Annotated in this window: 14 protein-coding genes; 7 read left to right on the top strand and 7 right to left on the bottom strand. The window is 64.6% G+C overall.

The genetic code is table 11. The annotated features are described in order from the left end of the window. Nucleotides 1–109 precede the first annotated feature (109 nt). The gene (locus BCV67_RS09785) at nt 110–2,230 is read left to right on the top strand and encodes a TonB-dependent receptor (RefSeq protein ID WP_082746658.1); all 2,121 of its coding nucleotides are present in this window, start codon (nt 110–112) and stop codon (nt 2,228–2,230) included. Nucleotides 2,231–2,497: 267 nt separating this feature from the next. Next, the gene (locus BCV67_RS09790) at nt 2,498–2,821 is read left to right on the top strand and encodes a hypothetical protein (RefSeq protein WP_062171971.1); all 324 of its coding nucleotides are present in this window, start codon (nt 2,498–2,500) and stop codon (nt 2,819–2,821) included. Between the two features lie 429 nt (nt 2,822–3,250). Here BCV67_RS09790 and adhP read toward each other — a convergent pair whose 3' ends face one another. Continuing rightward, nucleotides 3,251–4,279 (bottom strand): alcohol dehydrogenase AdhP, encoded by a 1,029-nt coding sequence (adhP, locus tag BCV67_RS09795; RefSeq protein ID WP_062170814.1) that lies wholly within the window; start codon nt 4,277–4,279, stop codon nt 3,251–3,253. Nucleotides 4,280–4,386: 107 nt separating this feature from the next. Then, the gene (gene adh, locus BCV67_RS09800) at nt 4,387–5,916 is read right to left on the bottom strand and encodes an aldehyde dehydrogenase (RefSeq protein ID WP_062170812.1); all 1,530 of its coding nucleotides are present in this window, start codon (nt 5,914–5,916) and stop codon (nt 4,387–4,389) included. A gap of 241 nt (nt 5,917–6,157) precedes the next feature. Between adh and BCV67_RS09805 the strand changes: the two genes are divergently transcribed. Beyond that, nucleotides 6,158–8,017 (top strand): sigma-54-dependent Fis family transcriptional regulator, encoded by a 1,860-nt coding sequence (locus BCV67_RS09805; RefSeq protein WP_062170810.1) that lies wholly within the window; start codon nt 6,158–6,160, stop codon nt 8,015–8,017. Between the two features lie 274 nt (nt 8,018–8,291). Here BCV67_RS09805 and eda read toward each other — a convergent pair whose 3' ends face one another. Together eda and BCV67_RS09815 are read right to left on the bottom strand one after the other, a co-directional pair. Next, nucleotides 8,292–8,930 carry a bifunctional 4-hydroxy-2-oxoglutarate aldolase/2-dehydro-3-deoxy-phosphogluconate aldolase gene (gene eda, locus BCV67_RS09810; protein ID WP_062170809.1) on the bottom strand — a complete coding sequence of 213 codons (639 nt, stop codon included), beginning with the start codon at nt 8,928–8,930 and terminating at the stop codon, nt 8,292–8,294. Next, nucleotides 8,917–9,939, bottom strand: a complete 1,023-nt coding sequence (locus tag BCV67_RS09815; RefSeq protein ID WP_062170806.1) for a sugar kinase — start codon at nt 9,937–9,939, stop codon at nt 8,917–8,919. Before BCV67_RS09815 ends, eda begins: the two co-directional genes overlap by 14 nt. Before the next feature lie 273 nt (nt 9,940–10,212). On the opposite strand from BCV67_RS09815, the gene BCV67_RS09820 reads away from it, so the two are divergent. From BCV67_RS09820 to BCV67_RS09835, 4 genes are all read left to right on the top strand, one after another. Next, nucleotides 10,213–12,984, top strand: coding sequence for a TonB-dependent receptor (locus tag BCV67_RS09820; RefSeq protein ID WP_062170805.1), 2,772 nt, complete (start codon nt 10,213–10,215; stop codon nt 12,982–12,984). Between the two features lie 248 nt (nt 12,985–13,232). Then, nucleotides 13,233–16,361 (top strand): TonB-dependent receptor, encoded by a 3,129-nt coding sequence (locus BCV67_RS09825; RefSeq protein ID WP_062171968.1) that lies wholly within the window; start codon nt 13,233–13,235, stop codon nt 16,359–16,361. Nucleotides 16,362–16,439: 78 nt separating this feature from the next. Next, nucleotides 16,440–17,501, top strand: coding sequence for a pectate lyase (gene pelA, locus BCV67_RS09830; RefSeq protein WP_231732413.1), 1,062 nt, complete (start codon nt 16,440–16,442; stop codon nt 17,499–17,501). A 170-nt stretch (nt 17,502–17,671) separates the two neighbouring features. Further along, nucleotides 17,672–21,466, top strand: a complete 3,795-nt coding sequence (locus tag BCV67_RS09835) for a LamG-like jellyroll fold domain-containing protein (protein WP_082746657.1) — start codon at nt 17,672–17,674, stop codon at nt 21,464–21,466. A 316-nt stretch (nt 21,467–21,782) separates the two neighbouring features. On the opposite strand, the gene BCV67_RS09840 is transcribed toward BCV67_RS09835, so the two are convergent. The 3 genes from BCV67_RS09840 to BCV67_RS09850 all read right to left on the bottom strand — a co-directional run bounded on the left by BCV67_RS09840 (nt 21,783) and on the right by BCV67_RS09850 (nt 25,122). Then, a complete protein-coding gene (locus BCV67_RS09840; protein ID WP_082746656.1) occupies nt 21,783–22,373 on the bottom strand; it encodes a cysteine dioxygenase family protein in 591 nt (196 codons plus the stop codon). Nucleotides 22,374–22,429: 56 nt separating this feature from the next. Then, a complete protein-coding gene (locus BCV67_RS09845) occupies nt 22,430–24,034 on the bottom strand; it encodes a carboxylesterase/lipase family protein (RefSeq protein ID WP_062170799.1) in 1,605 nt (534 codons plus the stop codon). Nucleotides 24,035–24,135: 101 nt separating this feature from the next. Further along, nucleotides 24,136–25,122 carry an alpha/beta hydrolase gene (locus BCV67_RS09850; protein ID WP_082746742.1) on the bottom strand — a complete coding sequence of 329 codons (987 nt, stop codon included), beginning with the start codon at nt 25,120–25,122 and terminating at the stop codon, nt 24,136–24,138. Between the last annotated feature and the right edge of the window lie 132 nt (nt 25,123–25,254).

The raw sequence follows: 25,254 nt of genomic DNA on the forward strand, positions 1-25,254 counted from the left end.
AGAACCGCATCATCCTAACAGGGCTGGGGCCTGCTGGCCCTAGGGTTTCAACTGGAACTTCAGCGCAGGGACGATGTCACTGTCACCTCGGATCGGGGATGATGGCCGGATGCGGACATGTAATCGGTTTTTTGTGTTTTGTGGGCTGTTGCTGGGGCTGCCGGCGCAGGCCGGGGAGTTGCCCACCACCACCCTGGACCGGGTCCAGGTACAGGCGGCCAAGGTCCACGCGGTGGACGATTTCGACCTGCCGGCGTCCACCACCACGCTGGGCGTGGATACCGACGGCAATGGCCGCGGCGCGCAGCTTTCCGAAGTGCTGGGCGCGGTGCCCGGCCTGCTGGCGCGTGACCGGCAGAATTATGCACAGGACACCCAGCTGTCACTGCGTGGCTTTGGCGCGCGTTCCACCTTCGGCGTGCGCGGCGTGCGGCTGCTGGTGGACGGGGTGCCGGCCACCATGCCCGATGGCCAGGGCCAGCTCTCGCACTTCAACGTGTTTGGCGCGGAGCGGGTGGAAGTGCTGCGTGGGCCGTTCTCGGCGCTGTACGGCAACTCCTCCGGTGGCGTGCTGCAGTTGTGGAGCGCGGACGGCGAGCAGGGCGATCCATGGCGGCTGCGCAGCAGCTATGGCAGCAACAACAGTTCCAGCACCGGCGTACAGCTCAAGGGCCTGGCCGGCGCAATGCACTACAACGTGGCGGCCAACCACTTCCGTACCGATGGCTGGCGCGCGCACAGCGCCGCGCGGCGGGAATCGGTGAATGCGCGTCTGGGCTTCGAGCTGGGGCCCGGCCAGCGGCTGGAGCTGCTGTTCAACGGCTTTGATGCGCCACATGCACAGGATCCGCTGGGCTTGAGCCGCGAGCAGGTACGCGACAACCCGCGTCAGGCCACGGCGGTCGCCGCTCAGTACAACACCCGCAAATCGGTGCGGCAGAACCAGGCGGGCGCGGTCTACAGCGCCGAGCGTGGCGCGCAGACCTGGCGGCTGATGGGCTATGCCGGCCAGCGTGCGGTGGAACAGTTCCTGGCGATTCCGCCGGGGCCGCAGAACAGTCCGCTGCATTCGGGCGGGGTGATCGACCTGGACAGCGATTACGGCGGCCTGGACGCGCGCTGGGCCCTGCACGGGCAATTGGCTGGCAAACCCCTGGAACTGGTGATCGGCGCAAATGCCGACCGCCAACAACAACACCGCAGCGGTTACGAGAATTTCGTCGGCAGCACCTTGGGCATCAAGGGCCGGCTGCGCCGCGATCAGCAGGACCGGGTGCAGAACGTGGACCAGTTCGCGCAGGCTTGGTGGCAGTTCAGCCCACGCTGGTCGGCGCTGCTGGGTGCGCGCCACAGCCAGGTGCAGTTCCGCTCGCGCGATCACTACATCACCGCCGGCAATCCCGATGACAGCGGCAGCCGCGATTACGCGGCAACCACACCGGTGGCGGGCCTGGTGTTCCGTGCCAGCGACGACCTGCGCTTCTACGCCTCGGCCGGGCGTGGCTTTGAAACACCAACCTTCAACGAACTGGGCTACCGCGCCGATGGCGCGGCCGGCCTGGCCCTGGATCTGGCCGCAGGCCGCACGCGCAATTACGAGATCGGCAGCAAATGGCGGGCGCAAAGCGGTGCGCGGCTGGAGCTGGCGCTGTTCCGCGCCGACAGCGACGATGAACTGGCGGTGGCGACCAACAGTGGCGGCCGCAGCAGCTACCGCAACATCGGTGCCACCCGTCGCCAGGGCGCGGAGCTGAGCTGGCAGCAGCCGATCGGTGCCGATCAGCAATTGCAGTTGGCCTATACCTGGCTGCAGGCCGAGGTGCGTCAGGCCTACCTGACCTGCACCGGCCTGCCCTCGCCCTGCAATCAGCCTGCGAACGAAGTGGCGACCGGAACGCGTCTGCCGGGGGTGCCGCGGCAGCAGCTGTTTGCGCGCTGGCAGTGGCAGCCGGGGCCGTGGCAATGGGCGGTGGAGCTGGTCGCCGCCAGTGATATCGGGGTCAACGACCTGGGCACTGCCAATGCGCCGGGTTACGGCTTGGTCAATCTGGAAATGGCGCGGCAATGGGCCACGCTGCGGGGGCCGCTGCGTGCGTTTGCCCGTGTGGACAACCTGCTGGACCAGCGCTACATCGGCTCGGTGATCGTCAATGACGGCAACCAGCGTTATTACGAGCCGGGGCCGGATCGGAGTTTCACCGTCGGTCTGCAGTGGCAATGGGCGCGGTGATCAGCCTCACCGCAAGCTGAGCGTGCGCGATCAGCTCCCTCCCTTTCGCGTAGCGAAGGGGAGGGTTGGGGAGGGGTGCTTTTGCTCCTGCCCTTGTTTTTGCCCTTGCGCCACCCACCCCACAACCCTCTAAACACCCCGCTCACCCCTAGCTAACGGCCACCGGCGTATCTGTGACCGCCCAACAGGGAGGGTTGTGCCATGTACCGCCCCGATCGAGTTGAGCATCCGCTAGCACCCACGTTGTTTGGTGCTGATCCCAAGCTGATGCGGCGTGGCCGGGTCAGGCGCAGCCAACATGCGGCCGACGAAGTGGCGCAGGATTTCGTGCAGTACAGCTTGGCTGACTATGCGCGGCGACGGCGCGGTGCACGCGGCTGGCTTGATCTGCAACCGGCCTATGCTTTCGCCCTGACCACTCATGCGGCGGACTGGCCGCGAGGCAACGTCGATACCGACGGCGAGCTTGCCGAGCACTGGGAGCAGGCGCGCGGCGGCTCACGGCTGCGCTGGGAACAGGTGCGTGACCTGGTTGAAGACGCATGGCTGGCACTGGATCGCATGCCGGTGGCCGCGGTGCACGTGCGCTAGGTGAGGTGTTTGTGGGAGTGGCATAAGCCGCGAAGCTGGCAATGTTTGCTTACCGATGGCTATGCAATCTGAAGGTGCATGAGCGCTTGCGGCTTCGCCGCACGCTTCGGCATCCAGCTTGTTTGTAGGAGCGGCGTAAGCCGCGAAGCTGGGAATTTTTGCTTGCCGATGGGTCTGCAATCTGAAGGTGCTTGAGCGCTTGCGGCTTCGCCGCTCCCCTCTCCTGCCTTCGGCATCCTCTCCCGCAAGGGGAGAGGAGAAGATCAACAGCAAAAGCCAAAGCAAAAAGCCAGAGCAAAAAGCCAGAGCAAAAAGCCAGAGCCAAGAGCCAAAGCCAAGAGCCAAAGCCAAAAGCCAAAACAAAAAACCCTCAAAAGCAATCCAGCCAGCACACCCCGGGGGAGGTGCGGGTGTGCTGGCCGGTTGCGGTCAGGCGTTGAAGTCCAACACCACACGGCCTTCAATCGCGCCTTCGTGCATGCGCTTGAAGACGTCGTTGATGTTCTCCAGCTTGTCGGTGCTCACCGTGGCGGCGACCTTGCCTTCGGCGGCGAACTGCAGCGATTCCTGCAGGTCCAGGCGGGTGCCGACGATCGAGCCGCGTACGGTGATGCCGTTGAGCACCATGCCGAAGATGTCCAGCGGGAAGTCGCCCGGCGGCAGGCCGTTCAAGGACACCGTGCCGCCACGCCGCACCATGCCCAAGGCCTGTTCAAAGGCCTTCGGCGAGACCGCGGTGACCAGGGCACCATGCGCGCCACCGATTTCCTTCTTCAGGAAGGCCGCCGGATCGGTGTTGCGGGCGTTGACGGTGATGCTGGCACCCAGGCGCTTGGCCAGCGCCAGCTTGCCGTCATCGATATCCACCGCGGCCACGTTCAGGCCCATCGCCTTGGCGTACTGCACCGCCATGTGGCCGAGGCCACCGATGCCGGAAATCGCCACCCAGTCACCGGGCTTAGTGTCGGTGACCTTCAGGCCCTTGTAGACGGTGACACCGGCGCAGAGGATAGGTGCGATCTCGACGAAGCCCACTTCCTTGGGCAGGTGGCCGACGTAGTTGGCGTTGGCCAGGGCGTACTCGGCGAACCCACCGTTCACCGAATAGCCGCTGTTCTGCTGCGCCTCGCACAGGGTTTCCCAGCCGCCCAGGCAGTGCTCGCAGTAACCGCAGGCCGAGTACAGCCATGGAATGCCGACGCGGTCGCCTTCCTTGATGTGGGTGACGCCCTCGCCCACCGCGACCACATGGCCTACGCCCTCGTGGCCGGGAATGAAGGGGGGATTGGGCTTTACCGGCCAGTCGCCTTCGGCGGCGTGCAGGTCGGTGTGGCAGACGCCACAGGCCTCGATCTTGACCAGGATGTCGCCTGCGGCCGGGCGCGGCACGGTGACTTCTTCGATCACCAGCGGCTTGCCGAATTCGCGGACCACGGCGGCTTTCATCGTCTTGTCCATCAATCGATCTCCTTTGTGGGGATAAGTCCAGCTTGGCGCCAAGCCAGGCCCGGCGCCTTGATCCAGATCACGCCGGCCAGCCAGCGCGGGCGCGATCTGGTTTCGGTTCAGAAAAAGCCGAGCTTTTTCGGCGAATAGCTGACCAGCAGGTTCTTGGTCTGCTGGTAGTGGTCGAGCATCATCTTGTGGTTCTCACGGCCGATGCCCGACTGCTTGTAGCCGCCGAATGCGGCATGGGCCGGATAGGCGTGATAACAGTTGGTCCACACCCGCCCGGCCTGTATCGCACGGCCCATGCGGTACAGGCGTGAAGCATCGCGGCTCCACAGCCCGGCGCCGAGGCCGTAGAGCGTGTCATTGGCGATTTCCAGCGCTTCTTCTTCGGTCTTGAAGGTGGTCACCGACACCACCGGCCCGAAGATTTCCTCCTGGAACACACGCATCTTGTTGTGGCCCTTGAACACCGTCGGCTTGACGTAGAAGCCATCGGCCAGGTCGCCATCGAGCTGGTTCTGTCTGCCGCCGATCAGCACCTCGGCGCCCTCGGCCCTGCCTATTTCGATATAGGCCAGGATCTTCTTCAGCTGCTCCCGCGAGGCCTGCGCGCCGACCATGGTGTTGGGGTCCAGCGGATTGCCCTGCTTGATCGCCGCCACCCGCGCCAGGGCACGCTCCATGAACTTTTCGTAGATCGATTCCTGGATCAACACGCGCGACGGGCAGGTGCAGACCTCGCCCTGGTTGAAGGCGAACATCACGAAACCTTCCACCGCCTTGTCGAGGAAATCATCGTCCTCGGCCATCACGTCGGCGAAGAAGATGTTCGGCGATTTGCCGCCCAGCTCCAGCGTCACCGGGATCAGGTTCTGGCTGGCGTACTGCATGATCAGCCGGCCAGTGCTGGTTTCGCCGGTGAAGGCGATCTTGGAAATACGCGGGCTGCTGGCCAGCGGCTTGCCGGCTTCCAGGCCGAAGCCGTTGACGATGTTGAGCACGCCCGGCGGCAGCAGGTCGCCAATTACTTCCATCAGCACCAGGATCGAGGCCGGCGTCTGCTCGGCTGGCTTCAGCACCACGCAGTTGCCAGCGGCCAGTGCCGGCGCCAGCTTCCATGCCGCCATCAGCAGCGGGAAGTTCCACGGGATGATCTGCCCGACCACGCCCAGCGGCTCGTGGAAGTGATAGGCCACGGTGTCGTTGTCGATCTGCGACAGGCTGCCTTCCTGCGCGCGCAGGGCACCGGCGAAATAGCGGAAGTGGTCGGCCATCAACGGTACGTCAGCGTTGAGCGTCTCGCGGATCGGCTTGCCGTTGTCCCAGGTTTCGGCATGGGCGATCAGTTCGAGATTTTCCTCTATGCGGTCGGCAATGCGGTTGAGGATGTTGGCGCGCTCGGTGGTGGAGCGCTTGCCCCAGGCGTTCTTGGCGGCGTGCGCGGCATCCAGCGCCAGCTCCACGTCCTCGGCGTTGGAACGCGCCACCTGGGTGAACATCTTGCCGGTGATCGGGGTGAGGTTGTCGAAATACTGGCCACTGCGCGGGGCCACCCATTGGCCGCCGATGTAGTTGCCATAGCGGGATTTGAACAGCGATTGCGGATCGGTGGCGTGCGGTTTGGCGGACAGGACTGCGTTCATTGCGTGATCTCCGGTTCGGCGGTGTGTGGCCGCGTGTGTGGCGGTACCGGTAACAGGCGCAAGAGTGATGCCAGGTTCCGCCTGCTGCAGCGCGGCAGCCCGCAAAGGCAACGCCGGCCGGGCCGGCGCGCGGATTTTGTTGCGCTGCGAAACGGCCAGTGATTGCAGCGCCCGCCCGGCTGTGCTGTTAATCGGGACAGTGGTTTGAACAGCTGTCGCAAAATGCGACACAGGAGCGCTCATGGCACTGGCACTGCAACACCGCGTGGGCAACGCCCGCCGCTCGTTCTTCGAGCGCGGCACCACGCCCGTGGGCACCGTGCCCGACACCATCCTGCAGTCCTGGCGGCGCTGCCAGCGCAGCGGCTTGCTGGTGGATGCCGAACCCGCCTTGGAGCCCCTGCCCGGCCACAACCTGCGCGAGCTGCGCGAACGCCATGAGCGGCTGTGGCGCTTGGCCCGCGCCGAACTGGACGGGCTGGCCGCACACCCCGCCAGCACCGGCAGCATCGTGCTGCTGACCGACGAGCGTGGCTGGATCCTCAACGCCGAAGGCAGCGCTGGCTTTCTCGACAAGGCCGGGCGCGTGGCCTTGATGCCGGGTGTGTGCTGGAGCGAATCGGCGGTGGGCACCAATGCCATCGGCACCGCCATCGTTGAAGGCCGCGCGGTGGAAGTGCGCGGTGGCGAACACTACTTCGCACCGCACGGCATCCTCAGTTGTTCGGCCATGCCCATCCACGATCCGCACGGGCAGTTGGCCGGTGTGCTCGACATCAGCGGGCCGGCCAGCGTGCAGCAGCTGCATGCGATCGGCTTGGCGCAGCTGGCCGCCAACCGCATCGAGCATCGTTTCTTTGAGAATGGTCTGGCCGAGTGCGAGCTGCTGCGCCTGCACCACGATCGCACCCTGCTGGGCACGGCCGGCGAAGCGTTGCTGGGCTTCCGCAATGGCCGCCTGGTCGCCGCAAATGGCGTTGGGCTGCGATTGTTCGGGCTGGAGCGTGGCGACATCGGCCGCGCCTCCTACGAAGCGCTGTTCGATGCGCCATTGGGTCGGATGCGCGACGACGGCCTGCTGCAGGACCGCAGCGGCCGCGTGCTGCATGGCCAGCTGGACGCGCCAACACCGAAAAACCGCTCACGCACCGTAAACGCCGCGCAGCCCATGGAACGGCCACTGCCAGTGGTGGTGGCTGCGCCCACGGTGGTCTTCGATGCCAGCCAACGTGAGCAGCTGCTGCGAGCCGGACGTGTCCTGGAGGCCGGTCTGCCGGTCCTGCTGCAGGGTGAAACCGGCACCGGCAAGGAAGTGGCGGCACGGGCGCTGCACGCACAGGGCAGCCGCAGCGGCAAGCCGTTCGTCGCAGTGAACTGCGCGGCCTTGCCGGAAGGATTGATCGAGGCCGAACTGTTCGGCTACGAGGAAGGCGCCTTCACCGGTGCCCGTCGGCAGGGCAGCCAGGGCCTGCTGCGGCAGGCACAGGGCGGCGTGTTGTTCCTCGATGAGATCGGCGACATGCCACTGGCCTTGCAGCCACGCCTGCTGCGCGTCCTGCAGGATCGAGAACTCTCGCCGCTGGGCGGCGGCAAGCCGGTGAAGCTCGATTTCATGCTGATCTGCGCCACCCATTGCGATCTGCAGCAGGCAATGGACGAAGGCCGCTTCCGCTCGGATCTGTATTACCGCATTGCCGACCACGTGATGCGGCTGGCGCCACTGCGTGAGGCACAAGACCGCGCGCAACTGCTGCAGGCGATGTGGCAGCCGCTGGCGCAGGGGCGTGCTTTGAGCGTGGCGGCAGAGACTGCGTTGGTGACGTATGACTGGCCGGGCAATCTGCGCCAGCTGGCGGCATGCCTGCGCACCCTGGTGGCGTTGACCGAGCCGGGCGCGGTGATCGATAGGGAGCTGCTGCCGGAGTATCTGCATCGGCTGGCGTCGCGTGTTGCCGCTGCGCCGGTGATGGACGGCAACCTGCAGGAACTGGCCTTGGAGGTGATGCGGCAGACGCTGGCGGCCTGCGATGGCAATGTCAGCCTGGCGGCGAAAAGGTTGGGGGTTAATCGCAGTACTTTGTATCGGCGCTTGAAGCTCTAGAGCTAAGCAACAGCAACAGCGACGGCACCCCTCCCCAACCCTCCCCTTCGCTACGCGAAAGGGAGGGGGTGGTTCGCGCGGCCTGCAAGACCGCGAGCGACTGCAGCTTCAGCCCCCTCCCTTTGCCGAAGGCAAAGGGAGGGTTGGTTCGCGTGGCCTGCAAGACCGCGAGTGACTGCAGCTTCAGCCCCCTCCCTTTGCCGTAGGCAAGGGGAGGGTTGGGGAGGGGTTAGCTTTTGACTTTGACTTTGATCTAGAGCCAGCCCCAACCCCATCACCCCGGCAACACCGCCGCAGCACGCGCCAAGGTTTCAATCCCCTTCCAATCACGCGCCTGCAGCAGCTCACGCGTGGTCAACCACGAACCGCCCACGCACAGCACATTCGGCAGGTGCAGGAACTGCGATGCGCTCTGTGCGCTGATGCCGCCCGTCGGGCAGAAGCGCACATCACCGAATGGCCCGTTCCAGGCCGACAACATCGCCGCGCCGCCGGCCTGCGCCGCCGGGAAGAACTTGAACGTATCCAGGCCGTGCTCCAGCCCGCGCATCAGTTCGGACGAGGTGGCAACGCCGGGCAGGAACGGCAGGTCGGTGGCGCGTGCCACCGCATACAGCGTGTCGGTTGCGCCCGGCGAGACTGCGAAGCGGCCGCCGACCGACTTCACTTTTTCCATCTGCGCCGGCGTCAGCACGGTGCCGGCACCCACCACCGCATCGGGCACGGCCTCGACCATGGCCTTGATCGCCTCCATCGCCACCGGCGTGCGCAGGGTGACTTCGATCACCGGCAAACCGCCATTGAACAAGGCCTGCGCTACCTGTACCGCATCGTCGACGTTGTCGGGGGTGAACACCGGAATCACCGGGGCCAGTTTGAGCACTGCGCGTACGCGCGGATCAGCGCCGGACATCGAACTTTCCTTCGCCCATCAGGGCCATGACGTCGGCCACGCCGACATGGTTGAAATCACCGGGAATGGAATGCTTCAGGCAGCCTGCGGCCAGCCCGAAACGGATCGTGGTTTCAGTATCCATGCCCTCGATCAGGCCATGCAGCACGCCAGCCGCGAAGGCATCGCCGCCGCCGATGCGGTCGACGATATCGGTCAGCTCTTCAGCCGGCGCCAGCGCACGGGTGCCATCGCGCCCAAGCAGCATCGCGCCCAGCGAATGGTGGCCGACGCTATGCGCGGTGCGCTGCGTGCAGGCCATGTACTGCAGGCGTGGGAAGGCCGCAAACGCCATGGCTGCGGCGGCGTCCACGCGTGCCTGCGGCTCGCTCTGGTTGAACTCGCCGCCCAGCACCACGCCGATGTCGCGGTAGTCGGCAAACACGATATGCGCGCAATCAAACAGGTCGCGCAGGATCGCCCTGGCGTCGCCGCCCCAGCGTTCCCACAATTTGGGCCGGAAGTTGCCGTCGAAGGAAACCTTGATGCCGCGCTCATTGGCCGCGCGTGCGGCAGCCAGGGTGGCCTGCGCCGCTTCCATGCCCAGTGCCGGGCTGACCCCGGACAGGTGCAGCCACTGCGCGCCCTGCAGCAGTGCCGGCCAGTCGTAGCTGTCGGCGCGGGCGCTGGCAAAGGCCGAATCGGCGCGGTCATAGACCACTTCGCTGGGGCGGTGGCCGGCGCCGGTGGTGAGGAAGTACAGGCCCATGCGGCCGTCACTGCGGCGCACGCGGCTGGTGTCCACGCCATGGCGGCGCAGTTCTCCGGCTACCGCCGCACCCAGCGGGTTGTCAGCCACCACGCTGACCATTGCCACCTCATGGCCGAAGTGCGCGAGCGACACGCCGACATTGGCCTCGGCGCCGCCGGCATGCACGTCCAGCGCGGGCGACTGCAGCAACAGCTGGTTGCCGGGCGCGCCCAGGCGCAGCAGCAGCTCGCCGAAACACACAACACGGGGGGAAATCATTGGCATTCCTGTCTCCTTGTCGATCGGCGCGCATCATGGCACGGCTGATTGACTATCGGTGTCATTTCCCCGCCGCTGTCCCCTTATCTGCCCGTGTTACCGTCCGCGGATGTCCCTCAGACAAAGGTTTTCGCCCTGTTTGCCTCCTGTTGCAGTGCAAGATGCTCCATCTTCACGCAGCTGCTACTTTCCGTTTTGACCAGCGGTGTCATCCGGCAGAAAGCACAAGCCAGAGCCACTGCATCGCATGCAAACCTTGGAGAGGGGACGCACATGAATCCACGTAACACGCAGAAAAAGACACCGGTTACCTTGCTCGCCATGGGGATCAGTTTGGCCCTGCAGGCGGGTGTTGCCATGGCCCAGGATGCAGCTGCGCCGGCCACCAGCGGCACCGCCGCCACCGAACTGGATGCGGTGACCGTCACCGGTTATCGCGCCAGCGTGGAGAAGGCGCTGGACATCAAGCGCGGCGAAGCCGGCATTGTCGACGCCATCGTTGCCGAGGACATCGGCAAGTTCCCGGACAGCAACCTGGCCGAGTCGCTGCAGCGTATTCCCGGCGTGGTGATCACCCGTGATGGCGGCGAAGGCCGCAACATCTCGGTGCGTGGCCTGGGCCCGGATTTCACCCGCGTACGCATCAACGGCCTGGAAGCGCTGAGCACCGTCGGCAGCAGTGATGGCCAGGGCGGCACCAACCGCGGCCGCGGTTTCGACTTCAACGTGTTCGCCGCCGACCTGTTCACCCAGCTGATCGCACGCAAGACCGCCTCGGCTGATGTCGAAGAAGGTTCGCTGGGCGCCACCGTCGACCTGCGCACCGCGCGCCCGTTCGACTATGACGGCTTGACCATCGTCACCAATGTGCAGGCCTCGTACAACGATGCCTCCGAATCGGCGATGCCGCGTTTTGCCGGTTTGATCGCCAACAGCTGGGCCGATGGCAAGTTCGGTGCATTGCTGTCGGTGGCCTATTCCGAGCGCGAGACGGTTGAAGAAGGCAGCGGCACCGTGCGCTGGTCCGGTGGCAACACCAATGGGGGTTTCAACGCCGCTTCACCGTTCAAGGATGCCTTGAAGTCGGATGTGTACGCGCCGCGCTTCCCGCGCTACACGCTGATGGAGCATGACCAGAAGCGTCTGGGCGTGACCGGTGCGCTGCAGTTCAAGCCCAGTGATCGCACCAGCTTCAGCCTAGATGCGCTGTATTCCAAGATCGACGCCAAGCGCGATGAGAAGTACATCGAGGCCAACGGCCTGAGCAAGTCGTCGGCCGACGGCAAGAACCAGATCGTCGTCAACAACGGCGAAGTGCGCAACGGCGCGCTGGTCTATGCGGAAATGGACAACGTCGATATCCGCGCCGAGAACCGCCACGACGAGTGGAGCACCGAGTTCTACCAGGTCAGCCTGGACGGTGAGCATCGTCTGACCGACAACTTCACCATCACCGGCAAGGTGGGTACCTCGCGCTCCAAGCACGACAACCCGGTCCAGGCCACCGTCATGATGGACAAGCTCAACGTCGACGGTTACAGCTACGACTACCGTGGCAACCCGAACAAGCCGGTCTTCAACTACGGCGTCAACCCGACCGATCCCAATGGATGGACGCTGTCCACCATCCGTCTGCGCCAGAACTACGTCACCAACGATTTCGACAACGGTCAGTTGGAGTTCTCGTGGGTGCTGGGCCCGTCGCTCACCCTGGAAGGTGGCGTGCAGGCCAAGAACTTCAGCTTCGATTCGATGGAGCGCCGTCGCGTTGGCAACGAAGCCACCTCGCTGCCCAACTTTGCCGGCGGCACACGCATCGTGCCGGTCAACATGACCGAACTGGCCAGCCTCAACGGCATGTCCGGTTCGCCGGGCAAGTGGGTGGTGCCGAATTTCAACGGCATCGCCAATGAGTTCGACATCCTCAGCGGCGAAGGCATCTACGCGCTGGCCGACTACGCTGCCAGCATCCGCAGCGTGCAGGAGCAGGACCGCGGCGGTTGGTTGATGGGCAAGTTCGGTTTCGACATCGGCTCGATCCCGGTCACCGGCAATATCGGTGCGCGCTACGTCAAGACCAAGCAGACCTCCAGCGGTATCGCCACGGCCAGCGGCACGCCGGTCAGCACCACGGTCAGCCGTGAGTACAACGACTTCCTGCCGTCCTTGAACGTGGTGGCGGAAATCACCCCGGACTTCCTGGTCCGCTTCGGCGCCGCCAAGGTGATGTCGCGTCCGGGCCTGGGCAGCCTGACCCCGGGCGTCACCGTCAGCGTCAGCGGCAGTGCGCGTACGGTCAGTGGCGGCAACCCGGCGTTGGATCCGATCCGCGCCAAAACTGCCGACCTCGGTTTTGAGTGGTATTTCGCCGAAGGCGCAATGCTCGGCGTCGGCCTGTTCTACAAGGACATCGAGAGCTTCATCCAGGCCACCAAGGAAAGCCGCGTCTACTCGACCAGCGGCCTGCCGGCGAGCCTGCTCGACAATCTCAATGCCAGCGTCACTGACGAGTTCGTGTTCAGCACCCCGGTCAACACCCCCGGTGGCGACCTGACCGGTGTGGAGTTCAACTACACCCAGCCCTTCACCTTCCTGCCGGGCAAGTGGGCCAACTTCGGTACGCAGCTGAACTACACCTACGTCGAGTCGAAGATCCAGTACGTCACCGCCGGTGGCGTGATGGCGCAGAAGGACGACCTGATCGGGCTGTCGCGCAATGCCTGGAACGCCACCCTGTTCTATGAAGGCGAGAGCTGGTCGGGCCGTGTTTCGGCGACCAATCGTGACGACTACCTGATCCAGGTACCGGGTACCGAAGCGGGCTTCGACAGCAAGGGCCTGGGCGTGCATGGCCAGAGCGGCACCACCTTCATCGATGCGTCCATCCACTACCGCATCAGCGACCAGCTGGAAATCAGCCTGGAAGGCGCCAACCTGACCAACGAACCGCAGGAATCGTGGGTGGCCAACCCGTCGGTGTCGCTGCCGCTGGAATACAGCGAAACCGGCCGCCAGTTCACCCTGGGCCTGCGTTACAAGTTCTGATAGCAGCACTTTGGCAGGGACCGGATCGCATTCTCTCCGCAGATCCGGCCCTGCCCTTTCGCTACCCGCAGGCCTGCTTACGCCATGGCCTGCCGCTTGTTTCTGCCGGGCCGCAATGGCCTGGCACAGCCTGTAGTACTCGCCAGGGAAATCACTCTTACCCTTTCAGTCCGCTTGATTCCCCGCCCGGGGAAGGAGCCCACCGCATGGATCGTAAGCGCCGTTTTGGAAAGACACCGATTACCTTGATGGCAACCGCCATTGCTTCGGTATTGACCGCTCCCCTCGCCTTTGCCCAGTCCGCACCCGCGGCCGCCGCGGCCACCCAGCTTGATGCAGTGAACGTCACCGGCTACCGCCAGAGCCTGCAGAAATCGCTGGACGAAAAGCGTTACACCACCGAACAGGTGGATGCGATCTTCGCCGAGGACATCGGCAAATTCCCCGACCAGAATCTTGCCGAGTCGCTGCAGCGCATCGCCGGCGTATCGATTGATCGCGAAGGTGGCGAAGGCCAGCGCATCTCGATCCGTGGTCTTGGTGCCGATTTCACCCGCGTGCGCCTCAATGGCCTGGAAGCGTTGGCCACCGCCGGCAACGGCAGCAGTGGCGTCAACCGCAGCCGTGGTTTCGATTTCAATACCTTTGCCTCCGAGCTCTTCAGCCAGGTCAAGGTCAACAAGACCCAGTCGGCGCAGATGGACGAAGGCTCGCTGGGCTCAACGGTGGATCTGCGCGGCTCGCGACCGTTCGATTTCGCCGGCTTCCAGGCCTCGGCCTCGGCCCAGGCCGGTTATGGCGAATTGTCGGAGAAATTTGATCCGCGCTTCTCCGGCCTGATAAGCAACACCTGGGCCGATGGCCGCTTTGGTGCACTGCTGTCCGGCTCGTACAGCAAGCGCAACGTCTACGAGGAAGGTTACAACCCGGTGCGTTGGGAACACGGCAACCACCGCAATTCGAACCAGTCCACCGCTGCCAACAACGGCACCTATGGCTTCTGCTCGCCGGCAGGCTACGACCCGCAGACACCGCGCAACCCTGCTTCCAATGAAACCGCCGCCGGCAGCGGCAGCCAAGCCAACCAGGACCGCAACAACGGCTGGGGCAGCTACGGCATCAGCAAGACCCACTGCGGCAACGGCCTGCCGCGCCCGGCCAATACACCGGAGAACATCACCGCCTACGAGACCGCGACCAATGCCTGGATTCCGCGTTATCCGCGTTACATCCGCACCGCGCATGAAATCGAGCGGTTGGGCGTAACCGGCGCGTTCCAGTTCAAGGTGTCCGATGACACTCTGCTCAGCTTCGATGCGATGTACTCCAAACTGGACAAGGAGCAGCGCGAAGATTCCATCGGTGCCAACCTGCACCGCGCCGCCAACCTCGGCGGCAAGACCCAGATCGTGGTGCGCGAGGCCGAGGTGGATGCGCAGAACCGGCTGATCTACGGCGTGTTCGACAACGTCGATTTCCGCACCGAGTCGAGCCTGATCGAGGAATCCACCACCTTCCAGCAGTACAGCCTGAATCTTGAGCACCACTTCAACGACGCGGTGAAGATGGAGGCCGTGCTCGGCCACTCCAGCTCGGACTATGAGCGCCCGGTGTTCTCGCTGGTGAGCTTCGACAACAGCAATGTCGATGGCTTCGTGATGGACATGCGCAACGGCGGCGACATGCCGAACATGACCTTGCCGTTTGCCCTGAACGACCCGGCAGCGTGGTCGTGGTTGGGTTATGGCGCGGTGCCGGTGAACAGCAATGGCACTGCTCGCGGCAGCAACATCAGCGAAGTGCGCTTGAACCCCAGCTACGTCAACAACGCCTTCGATACCGCCAAGATCGACCTGCAGTTCAACATCAATCCGACCTTCACCCTGCGTACCGGCCTTGCCTACAAGGACTACGACATGGAGTCGGAGGAATACCGCCACATCAGCTACGGCCGCCTGGCCCAGGCCTTGCCGGCCGGGGTGACCGTGGCTGACCTGAGCACCAACCTGACCGGCTTTGGCAAGAACCTGTCCGGCAATGTGCCGAACGGTTGGCTGATTCCGGACTTCGGCAAGATCGCCGAGTTGCTCAACATCAACTGCAACTGCGATACCGGTGTGCAGGGCGGTGACTACCGCCTGGCTGGTATCGGCCACTTCGGCGCCTCCAACAACAACTTCGAGGTCAACGAGCGCAGCCTGGGTGGCTATCTGCAGCTGGATTTCAACACCGAGCTGTGGGACCGCGCTTTCCGTGGCAACCTCGGCGTGCGTGTGGTCAATACCCAGATCAATGCCTCGGGCTGGGCGCCATGCAACGCGGCCACCTCGGGCAACAATTCGGCCAACTGCGAATCGTTCTTTGGTGTCGCCAGTGCCACGGCTGCCGCCGGTGAGCGCTCGCTGGTGCGCTCGGTGGTCAACCACAGCTACCAGGACGTGCTGCCGTCCTTGAACTTGGCCTGGGACGTGGCCGAGAACGTGGTGCTGCGCTTTGGCGCGGCCAAGACCATGGCCCGCCCGACCCTGGCTTACCTGTCGCCCAGCGTCAGCGGTGGCCCGACCGGCTACTTCGACGATGGCCGCGTGTTCGCGATCAACCTGGGCAATCCCAAGCTCGACCCTTTCCGCTCCACCAACTACGACCTGAGCGCGGAGTGGTACTTCGGCGACGGTGGGCTGCTGTCGGCGGCGTTGTTCTACAAGGACATCGACAGCTACGTGCAGCGCACCCGCCTGCTGACCACCTGGGGCGACATGGGCTACTCGCTGGACCTGCTGCCGGCCGGATTCACCGCCGACACCGTGTTCAACGTGCAGAGCTACTACAACACCCCGGGCGGCCCGTTGAAGGGCTACGAGCTGAGCTACCAGCAGCCATTTACCTTCCTGCCCGGGATCTGGAGCAAGTTCGGCATCCAGCTGAACTACACGCATGTCGAGTCCAGCATCAAATACATGTTCAGCTCGGCCGGCAACGGCAATACCAGCATCACCACCGCCTTCACCGACAACGACCTGGTCAACCTGTCGCCGAACTCGTACAACGCCACGCTCTACTACGACGATGGCAAGTTCAGCGCCCGTGTTTCCACCAGCTATCGCGACGGCTATATCGGCGAAATCCTGAGCCAGGAGAGCGTCTGGGACCTGGACGGCAAGCAGCTGGCCACGCCCGATGTAACCGGCAAGGACAGCGTGCGCAATGTGGATTTCAACATGTCGTACAAGCTGAGCAAGAAGCTGTCGCTGACCTTCGAGGCGATCAACCTGCTGGACACGCCGGACCAGCGTTACGTGGACTCGGCCCTGCAGATGGCCGACCGCTACACCGTCACCGGCCGCCAGTACTACCTCGGCGCACGTTACAAGTTCTGAGATGACACAGCGGCACGGCCAAAGCAGTGAAACCGCGATGCCAGCACGCTGGCATCGCGCTGCATGCAGGAGGAAGCGATGAGGCATCTATGGTTACCCACCGCGCTGTTGCTGGGCGCGGGCTGGCTATGCCCGGCGGCGCACGCGGCTGCGCCGCGCACCGAGCCGGAAGCGGAGAACATGCTGCTGCTGCAGACAGCGTCCGGTGGCTGGTCCAAGCAGTACCAGGGCAAGGCGGTGGACTACCAGCATGTATTCAGTGCTGGCGAACGCGCAGCGCTGCAGGCACCGGACCGGCTGGACGATGCCAACATCGACAACAAAGCCACCACGCGCGAGATCCGCCACCTGCTACAGGCCTGGCAGCACACCGGCAACGGCGCCTACCTGAAGGCCGCACAGCGCGGCGTGGACTATCTGCTGGCCGCGCAGTACGCCAACGGTGGCTGGCCGCAGTACTACCCCGACCGTTCGCTCTACCGCCATCAGATCACCTTCAACGATGACGCGATGACCCGCGTGCTCGACCTGTTGCAGGACATCGCCGAAGGCGCACCTACGGTTGCGGGCTTGCCGGCGGACTACCGGGGCAAGGCCAACGCCGCCTTGCAACGTGGGCTGGGCAATGTGCTGGCCACGCAGATCCGCATGAACGGCCGCCTGAGCATCTGGGCGGCGCAGTACGACGAGGTCAGCCTGCAACCGGCCAAGGCGCGCTCCTACGAGCTGCCATCGTTGGCGGTATCCGAGTCGGTAGGCGTGCTGCGCCTGCTGATGCGCCAGCCTGAGCCGGGCCCGCAGACGGTGACAGCCATTGAAGCCGGCCTGCAGTGGCTGCAGGCCAATGCGCTGCCGGACCTGGCGATGCGCAAGGTCGAGGCGGCGGACCAGCCCAGCGGCAAGGACGTGCTTATAGAACCTTTGGCAGGCGCACGGCTGTGGGCGCGCTTCTACGATCTGCAACAGGGACGGCCGATGTTCGTCAACCGCGAGGGCGAGCGTGTGGCGCGCTTCGCGGATATTCCGAACGAACGCCGGGTAGGTTATGCCTGGTATGGCGTGTGGCCGGAGCAGTTGCTGGTGCGGGAGTGGCCGAAGTGGGCGCAGCGGCATGGGCGGAAGATGCCGGAGCGCACGTGAAGCCTGGCCCTTCTCCCTCCGGGAGAAGGTGGCCCGAAGGGCTGGATGAGGGCAAGAGCGAAGCCCATGCAATCCTGCATTGCGGATGCGCCCGACCCTCTCCCCAACCCCTCTCCCGGAGGGAGAGGGGCTAAAGCAAAGCAGTCAACCGATTTGGAATGAGCTAGACGATGAACCAGAAAACCGTGTTGCGTCCCACCCACCTCGCCTGCGTGCTGGGCCTGCTGTTGGCGCCGTTGAGCGCGCTCGCGCAGTCGCCTGAACTGCTGTTCCGCGTCTCCGCAGACCACGGTTTCGTCGCCGACAACGCACGCGGCGACGCCACCCCCAACTTCCAGGACAAGGTCAGCCTTGTCGACGACGGTGCGCATGGCCGCGCCATCCAGTGGCAGGACGATGGCGTGCTGTCGTGGAACGCACCCGGCAATATCCAGGCCGAACGCGGCACGTTGTCCTTCTTCTGGCGCTCGCGTTACGTGGTGGGCGAAACCCCGTTCGTGATCTTCCGCGTCGGCTATGCCGACCACAGCAGCTGGGACATGGCCTGGCTGCGCATCGACTGGAGTGGCCACGGCTTCGACGCCTTCGTCACCGATGCCAACCTGGCCCGCACCCGTGTCTCGTTCAAGCTCGACAGCAATCCTTCGCCCGAACAGTGGCAGCACATCGCTTTTGCCTGGGACGAGGACAAGGGCGTCAAGCTGTTCGTCGACGGCCGTGAAGTTGCGCAGGCGACGACTACCGGTGACTATGACGCCGCGTTGGACCAGTTCGGCCTCGCCGGGCGGGTGATGGCGCCCTACCAGGTGCAGAGCCGCTACAACTTCCTGCGCGGCAGCGACTTCGATGAGATCCGCGTCTACGACCGCATGCTCGATGCCAATGGCGTCGCCGCGCTTGCACGCAATGCCGACCCACGCAGTGCCGAGACCGGAACCGCGTCGCAGCGTGCCTGGTGGCACCGCTATGGCTGGGAAAGCGCGCCGCCACCGGCACTGAGCGGCGCGACGACAACGATCCGCAAGGTCGAGTTTGCCGACGTCAAGGACAAGCTGCAGTGGATGTGGAAAGGCACCGACGGCATTGCTGAAACCACCTGGCCGGGCGTCTACAACCGCTCGCGCCTGCCCGGTCGCAATGACTATATGCAGCTGCCGGACTGGAACACCTATGTTGAAGGCGGCCAGCAACTTGACCTGACCGTGCCGGCCGGCGAAACCATCAACCGCATCGAGATCCGCGGTGCTGCCTATGGTGAGCTGAAAGGCACGGCAGGCAGCCTGTTCAATCGTCCGCAAGGCGTGGTGCGCAGCGTTGACGGCTTTGCCGATCAGGTGGGCGGCACGCTGCACTTTCTCAACACCGCCCAGGAAACGCCGATCCAGGAAATCTGGGGCTATCAGGTCAGTGACACCGCCGAGCCGGAAGGCACAGTCAAGCAGCGCTACCAGATCGACAGCAGCGTGCTGCCGGACTACATCAACATCGCAAGCCTGCGTGACTACATCGACGGTCGCTTCGCGCCGGACGAGCGCAGCACGGTGATGGCCCTGCCCAAGGGTGCGGGCTCGCGCAAGCGCGGCGCCGACAGCCTGCCGGCCAAGCCGATGCCGATCGTGCATGTGCTGGTTCCGTCCGGTGTGGGTGATGCACCGGCCGCGCAGCCGCTGATCCGCAGCTGGGCGCATAGCTGGGAGAACATGCACGATGGCCTCGATGGCGTGGCCATCGATATCCCGGCACTGGATCTACCGGCCACGCATGACGGCCTGATTCCGCTGAACATCCGCATCAAGGACCCGATCTGGCCGGCACGCGACATGATTGATGTCTCGGTGTCGGTGAAGCCGGGCGAAGCACGCACGCTCTGGCTGGATCTGCGCGATCGCATCCTTACCGCCGACAGCCTGTGGATCTCGGTGGCCTCGGCGGCACCGGGCTTCAATGCGGCATCGCTGGATGGTGGTGAAGTGCGGCTTGTCTTCAAGGACCGCAAGGAGGCGACCAAGCAACACGTTGCCGATCGTTTCAACCAGGTGCGTGACAACTGGGGCTTCCTGGTCGAGGAACACACCACCTCCAAGCGCCAGCGTCTGTACGCGCGCGTTTATGCCGATCTGAGTGATCTGCTGCGGGTTGATCCCGAGCATGAACTTGGCCGTCTGTACTGGAACTACATCAGCTACAACAGCCAGGGCAAGCCGCCGTTTGAGCAGCCACTGCCGCCCAAGGGTGTGCCGCTGTGGGCGTTCCGCCAGGTGGAAGACCTGAAGTATGTGCGTCGTTTCGTCGACTGGTGGATTGAAAACCGGCAGGTGGCTTACGGAGATTTCGGCGGCGGTATTTCCGATGACTCGGACCTGGTCCAGCAATGGCCGGGCCTGGCGCTGATGGGCGTTGAACCGGAGCGGCTGAACACCTCGCTGACAGCACTGTCGGACGCGGTTTACAAGAACGGCATGTTCTCCAACGGCCTGAGCACCATCGAGACCGACGAACTGCACGCTTACGAGGAAGGCATCAACGCCAACAGCGCGATGCTCTACCTCAACTGGGGCGACCCGCTCACCGTCGAGCGCCTGATGGAGACGGTGAAGGCCTTCGACGAGCGCATCATCCTGCGCAACCCGCAGGGCAACCTGCTGTTCTCCAGCAACTGGTTTGGCGGCAACAAGGTCTACCGCGAGCCGAACTGGCAGTGGCAGAAGCCGTATTCGTTCCCGGCGCTGCACCCGGCCTTCCTGATCGGCGAGTACAACGCCGATCCGACCGGCCGCAAGCTGGTCACCGGTCTTGCCGATGGCTATCTTGCCCACGCTTACAAAGACGACAAGGGCCGCTTCACCCTGCCCAACGAGATCAACTGGGCCACCGGCAAGACCCGTGGTGGCGAGCTGAACCAGGGCTCGGGCAGTGGCGATGTGATGCATACGTTCTGGGCCGCGTGGCGCTGGAGCGGCGATGCCAAGTACCTGCAGGCGCTGGACTACCGCGTGCTGCGTGGCGGGCCGGGCGTGCTGTCCAATCTGGGCGAGAACTACGTCGATGTACTGGGCAGGCAGCAGGATTGGGGCAAGCAGTTGCTGGCCGACGCCGCCAAGGGCGGCAGCGGTTTCGCCGCGATCAGTGCCTGGCAGCAGACCGGTGACAAGAAGTATCTGGAAGCGCTGCATGCCGATGGCATCCAGGCCAAGGCGCAGCGCGAGTACATGAACACCGAAGGCCACTGGTGGAGCGACCGCGTCGAAGCGCCGAGCGAGTTCCTGCAGCGCCTGCGTCTGGGTGGTATCGGCTTGAAGCGCAACCAGAGCTGGCCGGGGCATACCGTCAGCTGGCAATTCGACCAGCCTGAGGGTGCCGAGCAGGTTGCGTTGCTGGTGCATGCGCCCTCGCGCGAGCGTTTCAAGGTGATCGCCTACAACCTGGGCAACACGCCACTGGACGCGACGATGACCGGCTGGAACATCGCCGCAGGTACCTGGCGGGTGCGCAGTGGCGTGGATCGTGACGGTGATGATGTGATTGACGGCAAGGCGGAAGTACGTGAGCTGCTGCTTGAGAAGAGCGCGAGCACGCAGCTGCGGTTTGCGCCGAAGCAGAGTCAGGTATTCGAGTTCGAGCTGGTGACAGCGGGTACGCCGGTGGAGACGCGCGCCGATCTGGGTATTGGCCGCGGCGATCTGAAGATCGATGGCGAGCGCGTGCAGCTGACCGTGCACAGCCTGGGGCATGTGGGTACCGGTGCTGGCTATGCGGTGCTGGAGGATGCGCGCGGGCGTGAAGTCGCGCGGGTTGCAGTGCCTGCCTTGGAAGCGCCGCTGGATCTTGTGCCGCGCACGGTGACAGTGGAGCTGGCCTTGCCCGCCGGCTTCAAGCGAGAGGGAGCGAGTGTGCGGGTGGGCCTGGAGGGAGATGGGGCTGAGGTGACGAAGCTTAATAATCGGTTGCCGTTGCCGACGCGTTGATGCTTTGAAGCCCCTCTCCCCTTGCGGGAGAGGGGTTGGGGAGAGGGGAGGCGATCGAAGATCGCTGCTTATATTCGCTCAAAAGCGAGCGTGCTCCGCACGCCTCCCCTCTTCCGCCCTTCGGGCACCTTCTCCCACAAGGGGAGAAGGGAGCAAAAGCCAAAAGCCAAAAGCCAAAAGCGCCGCCCAAAACTGTAGTGCCGAGCCATGCTCGGCAGGTGGCATTACCGGGAAAGCCTCTGCCGAGCATGGCTCGGCACTACAGGCGTGCCGGCTTCGCGGCTCACGCCGCTCCCACAAAACCCCTGCGCGCCAATTACGCGTCCAAACCCAATTCCCTGCACTCACGCGCATACCAGTGCGGGGCATCACCAATCGGCTGGAATACATGGCTGCGTTCCATCACGCCCTGATAGACGTGCACCGATATCGCAATCTGGTCCTCATCACTGTTGCGCAGCGTATGGAACTCATCCGGAGGAATCAGGTTGCCGGCGCTGCCCTTGCTGCCTTGCAGGCAATCACGCGGAACGAACCGGTAACGCTCACCCTGGCGTTCCAGCATCTGGTACGGAGTTATCTCCAGCGTGCCCTGCCATACGCCTTCCACGCACCACAGGCCGTCGTGGTCGTGCAGTGGCGTGCCCTGCCCCGGCCCCCAGGTCATGGCAATGATGCTGTAGCCATGCTGCGGGCTGCGGTAGATCTCGCGGCGCGCGTAGTGGTCATGCACTGGCGCGTGCACGCAGGCGGGCAGCACGATCTGCGGGTCCTTGATGGCCTGTTCCAGTACGCGTTGTACCTGGGTAACGGTGCTGTGGGTGTCGGCGGCCTGCACGGCGGCATCAATGCCGTCCAGCAGTCGCTGGCGCCCGACGAATTCGGGGTGCGGCGATTGCAGTGTCATCAGCGCAGTCTAGGCAATGCCGGTAAAGATTCCGTTGAAATGCGCCACTCACCCGCTCAGAACGTGCCGCGCTGGATGAAGGGTGCCTGCTGGTACAGCCGGCGCTCGCCACCACGCGGGTCGTCCATCTGCCGGCTTTGCGTATCGAACAGCATCGTTTGGCGACGCTCCAGCCCGTAGTGCTGCCAGTGCGGCAGGTCTGCATGATTCGGGTCGCCGTGGCGGGCAAAGGCCAGCAGGGCATCGCTCATCGTGTCCGCCAGCTGCTGCATCGCCGCACCGCTGCCGGTGCGTGATCCGGGCTGGGTGTTGTTGTGGAATACCAGTGGAATGTCCAGCGTATGGAAGGCGCGCAAACGGGCGACATCGCCGTCGCGGTCGTAGCCGTCCAGTTGATAGGCCCAAGTTGGCGCGCCCTGGCGCGCGCGTGCTTCGAGTTCTTCCACGGCACCGCGCCAGGAGCGGCCGGCGGTGGTTGCGGCAAAGAACACTTCTGACGGCGAATACTGCGGGTATAGCCGGCGGTATTCGGCGATCACCACCGACGGCAATAGATCCACGTATTGCTGCGCCTCGAGCTTGGCCGGCAATTCTTCCCAGCTCAGTTCGAAATTCTTCGGGTCGTTGCCGAGGAAGGCGCGGGTTTCGTCATGTGTATTGCCGATCACCATCGGGATCGCCGCCGATTGCAGTGCTGCCTGCGGCCAGAATGGATGCACCGGCAGATTGCGTGCGTCCAGCACCGGGCCGACATACAGGCTGCTGTTCTCCACCCGCGAGGGGTCGCGCACCTTCACCGCTTCCAGCAGTTGCTGCATCGGCATGCGCCGCAACGCATCGGCATCGGTCTTGAAGTGTTCCAGCACCAGCTGCGCGCGCTGGGTGGCCGCGCGTGGGCCGGCGGCGGTGGCCTGTTGGCCGCTCATCGTCCAGGCGCGATGGAACAGGCCTTGTGCGGCCGGCATCGCCATCAGCGTGGCGATCTTGGCGCCACCACCGGATTGGCCGAACACGGTGACGTTGTCGGCATCGCCGCCGAATTCGGCCGCGTGCTGGCGCACCCATTGCAGCGCCTGGATCAGATCAAGCTGACCAACATTGCCGGAGTCGGCAAAGCGCTCGTCGCCGAGCTGGGCCAGGTAGAGATAGCCGAACAGGTTCAGCCGGTGATTGACCGTGACAACCACCACGTCGCCACGCCGGCACAGGTTGCCGCCGTCATACAGTGAGTCGCTGCCGGAGCCGTTGTTGTAGGCACCGCCGTGGATATAGAACAGGATCGGCCGCTTGCCGCCGTCGCGCAGGGCTGGCGTCCACACGTTGAGATAGAGGCAGTCTTCGCTGCCCGGGCCTTCGCTGCCGGTCTGCGGCGCGGCGGCCCCGTAGTCCAGGGCATCACGTACGCCGCGCCAGGGTTGTTCGGTCAGCGCGGACTGGAAGCGGCGTGGTGCGGTGTCGGCGCCATAGGGGACGCCCCGAAAGACGTGTACGCCGGCTTCGGTCTGGCCGCCGAGGCGGCCGCTGCGGACGCGGGCGATGGGGCTGCTGGTGGTGCTGGCCCAACTGGCGTTGCTGACGGTGGCAACGCTGGTTGCTGCGACCAGCAGGGTGGTTTGCTGGAGGAAGCTGCGGCGGGCCGGGTTGTTTGGGTTCTGGGGCATGGTGGTTGTCTTTGATCAGGCGGTTTGGTGGTCAAGAGGCCTGATGGTTCTGCCCCCTCTCCCCAACCCCTCTCCCGCGAGGGGAGAGGGGCTTCAAGGCGTTATTTCGGTTGAGTTGTCTGCGACGCCATCCAGCTCAAGGCCAGTTGCGGCCAGGCGGCGGTGGTCAGGCCTGCGGTGCCGCGGGTGCCGAAGCCGTGGCCGCCATGCGGAAACAGGTGCATTTCGGTACTGACCTTGGCACTGCGCAGGCTGTCGTAGAACTGCAGGCTGTTGCCCACCGGCACCACGTCATCATCGGCGGCATGCAGCAGGAAGGTTGGCGGCGTGTCCGCGCGTACCTGCCGCTGCATCGAGTACTGCTGCAGCAGTGCGTCGCTGGGCATGTTGCCCAACAGGCGCTGGCGCGAGCCTGCATGGGTATCGGCGCCGATCATGGTGATGACGGGATATATCAGCAGCTGGAAATCGGGGCGCGCGCTTTCTGCGTCGATTGCATCGCTGTGCGGGTAGACGTTGCGGTCGAAGCCATTGCCCAGCCGTGCGGCGAGATGTCCGCCGGCCGAGAACCCCATCGCGCCGATACGCTGCCGGTCCAGGCCCCATTCCGTGGCGCGGTGACGGATCAGCCGCATCGCGCGCTGCGCATCGGCGAGCGCGGCTTCGCGGTCGGTGCGGCCTTCGCCGGGTAGCCGGTAGCGCAGTACGAAAAGGGTCACGCCACCCTGCTCCACCAAGGCCGGCACCAGCGCCGTGCCTTCCTTGTCCAGCACTACCCGCTGGTAGCCGCCGCCGGGGATTACCAGCAGCGCGCTGCCATTGGGCCGCGCCGGGCGATAGGCCACCAGATAGGGCGTGCTGACATGCTCGATATAACGGTCTGGCAGTGCCGGATCGGCGCTGCGTTCGACGATGCGCTGCGCCTGCGGCAGCGCTTTGTCCCCCGGTGCCATACCTTGCGACCACAGCGCGATACGCTCGGCGGAACCCGGTGCGGGTTCACCGTCGATGGCAGCCAGCAACGGGGCTGCGGTAAATCCGATGAGGGCGGCGAAAGCCAACTGCAGCAAGGGTTTCAGTCGGATCATGGGCGTCGGGTTTGGCGGGGTGGCGGTGGCGCGGGCCTGGTTCTGGTGCACTGCACATTGTCATATGACACCGGTTTACCTTATACAGCCAGTCACGGCACTGTCGATGGGCAGTGCAACAAAGTCACCAGG

Origin of the sequence: Stenotrophomonas nitritireducens, from assembly GCF_001700965.1 — a bacterium.
GTDB classification, from domain to species: Bacteria; Pseudomonadota; Gammaproteobacteria; order Xanthomonadales; family Xanthomonadaceae; genus Stenotrophomonas; species Stenotrophomonas nitritireducens_A.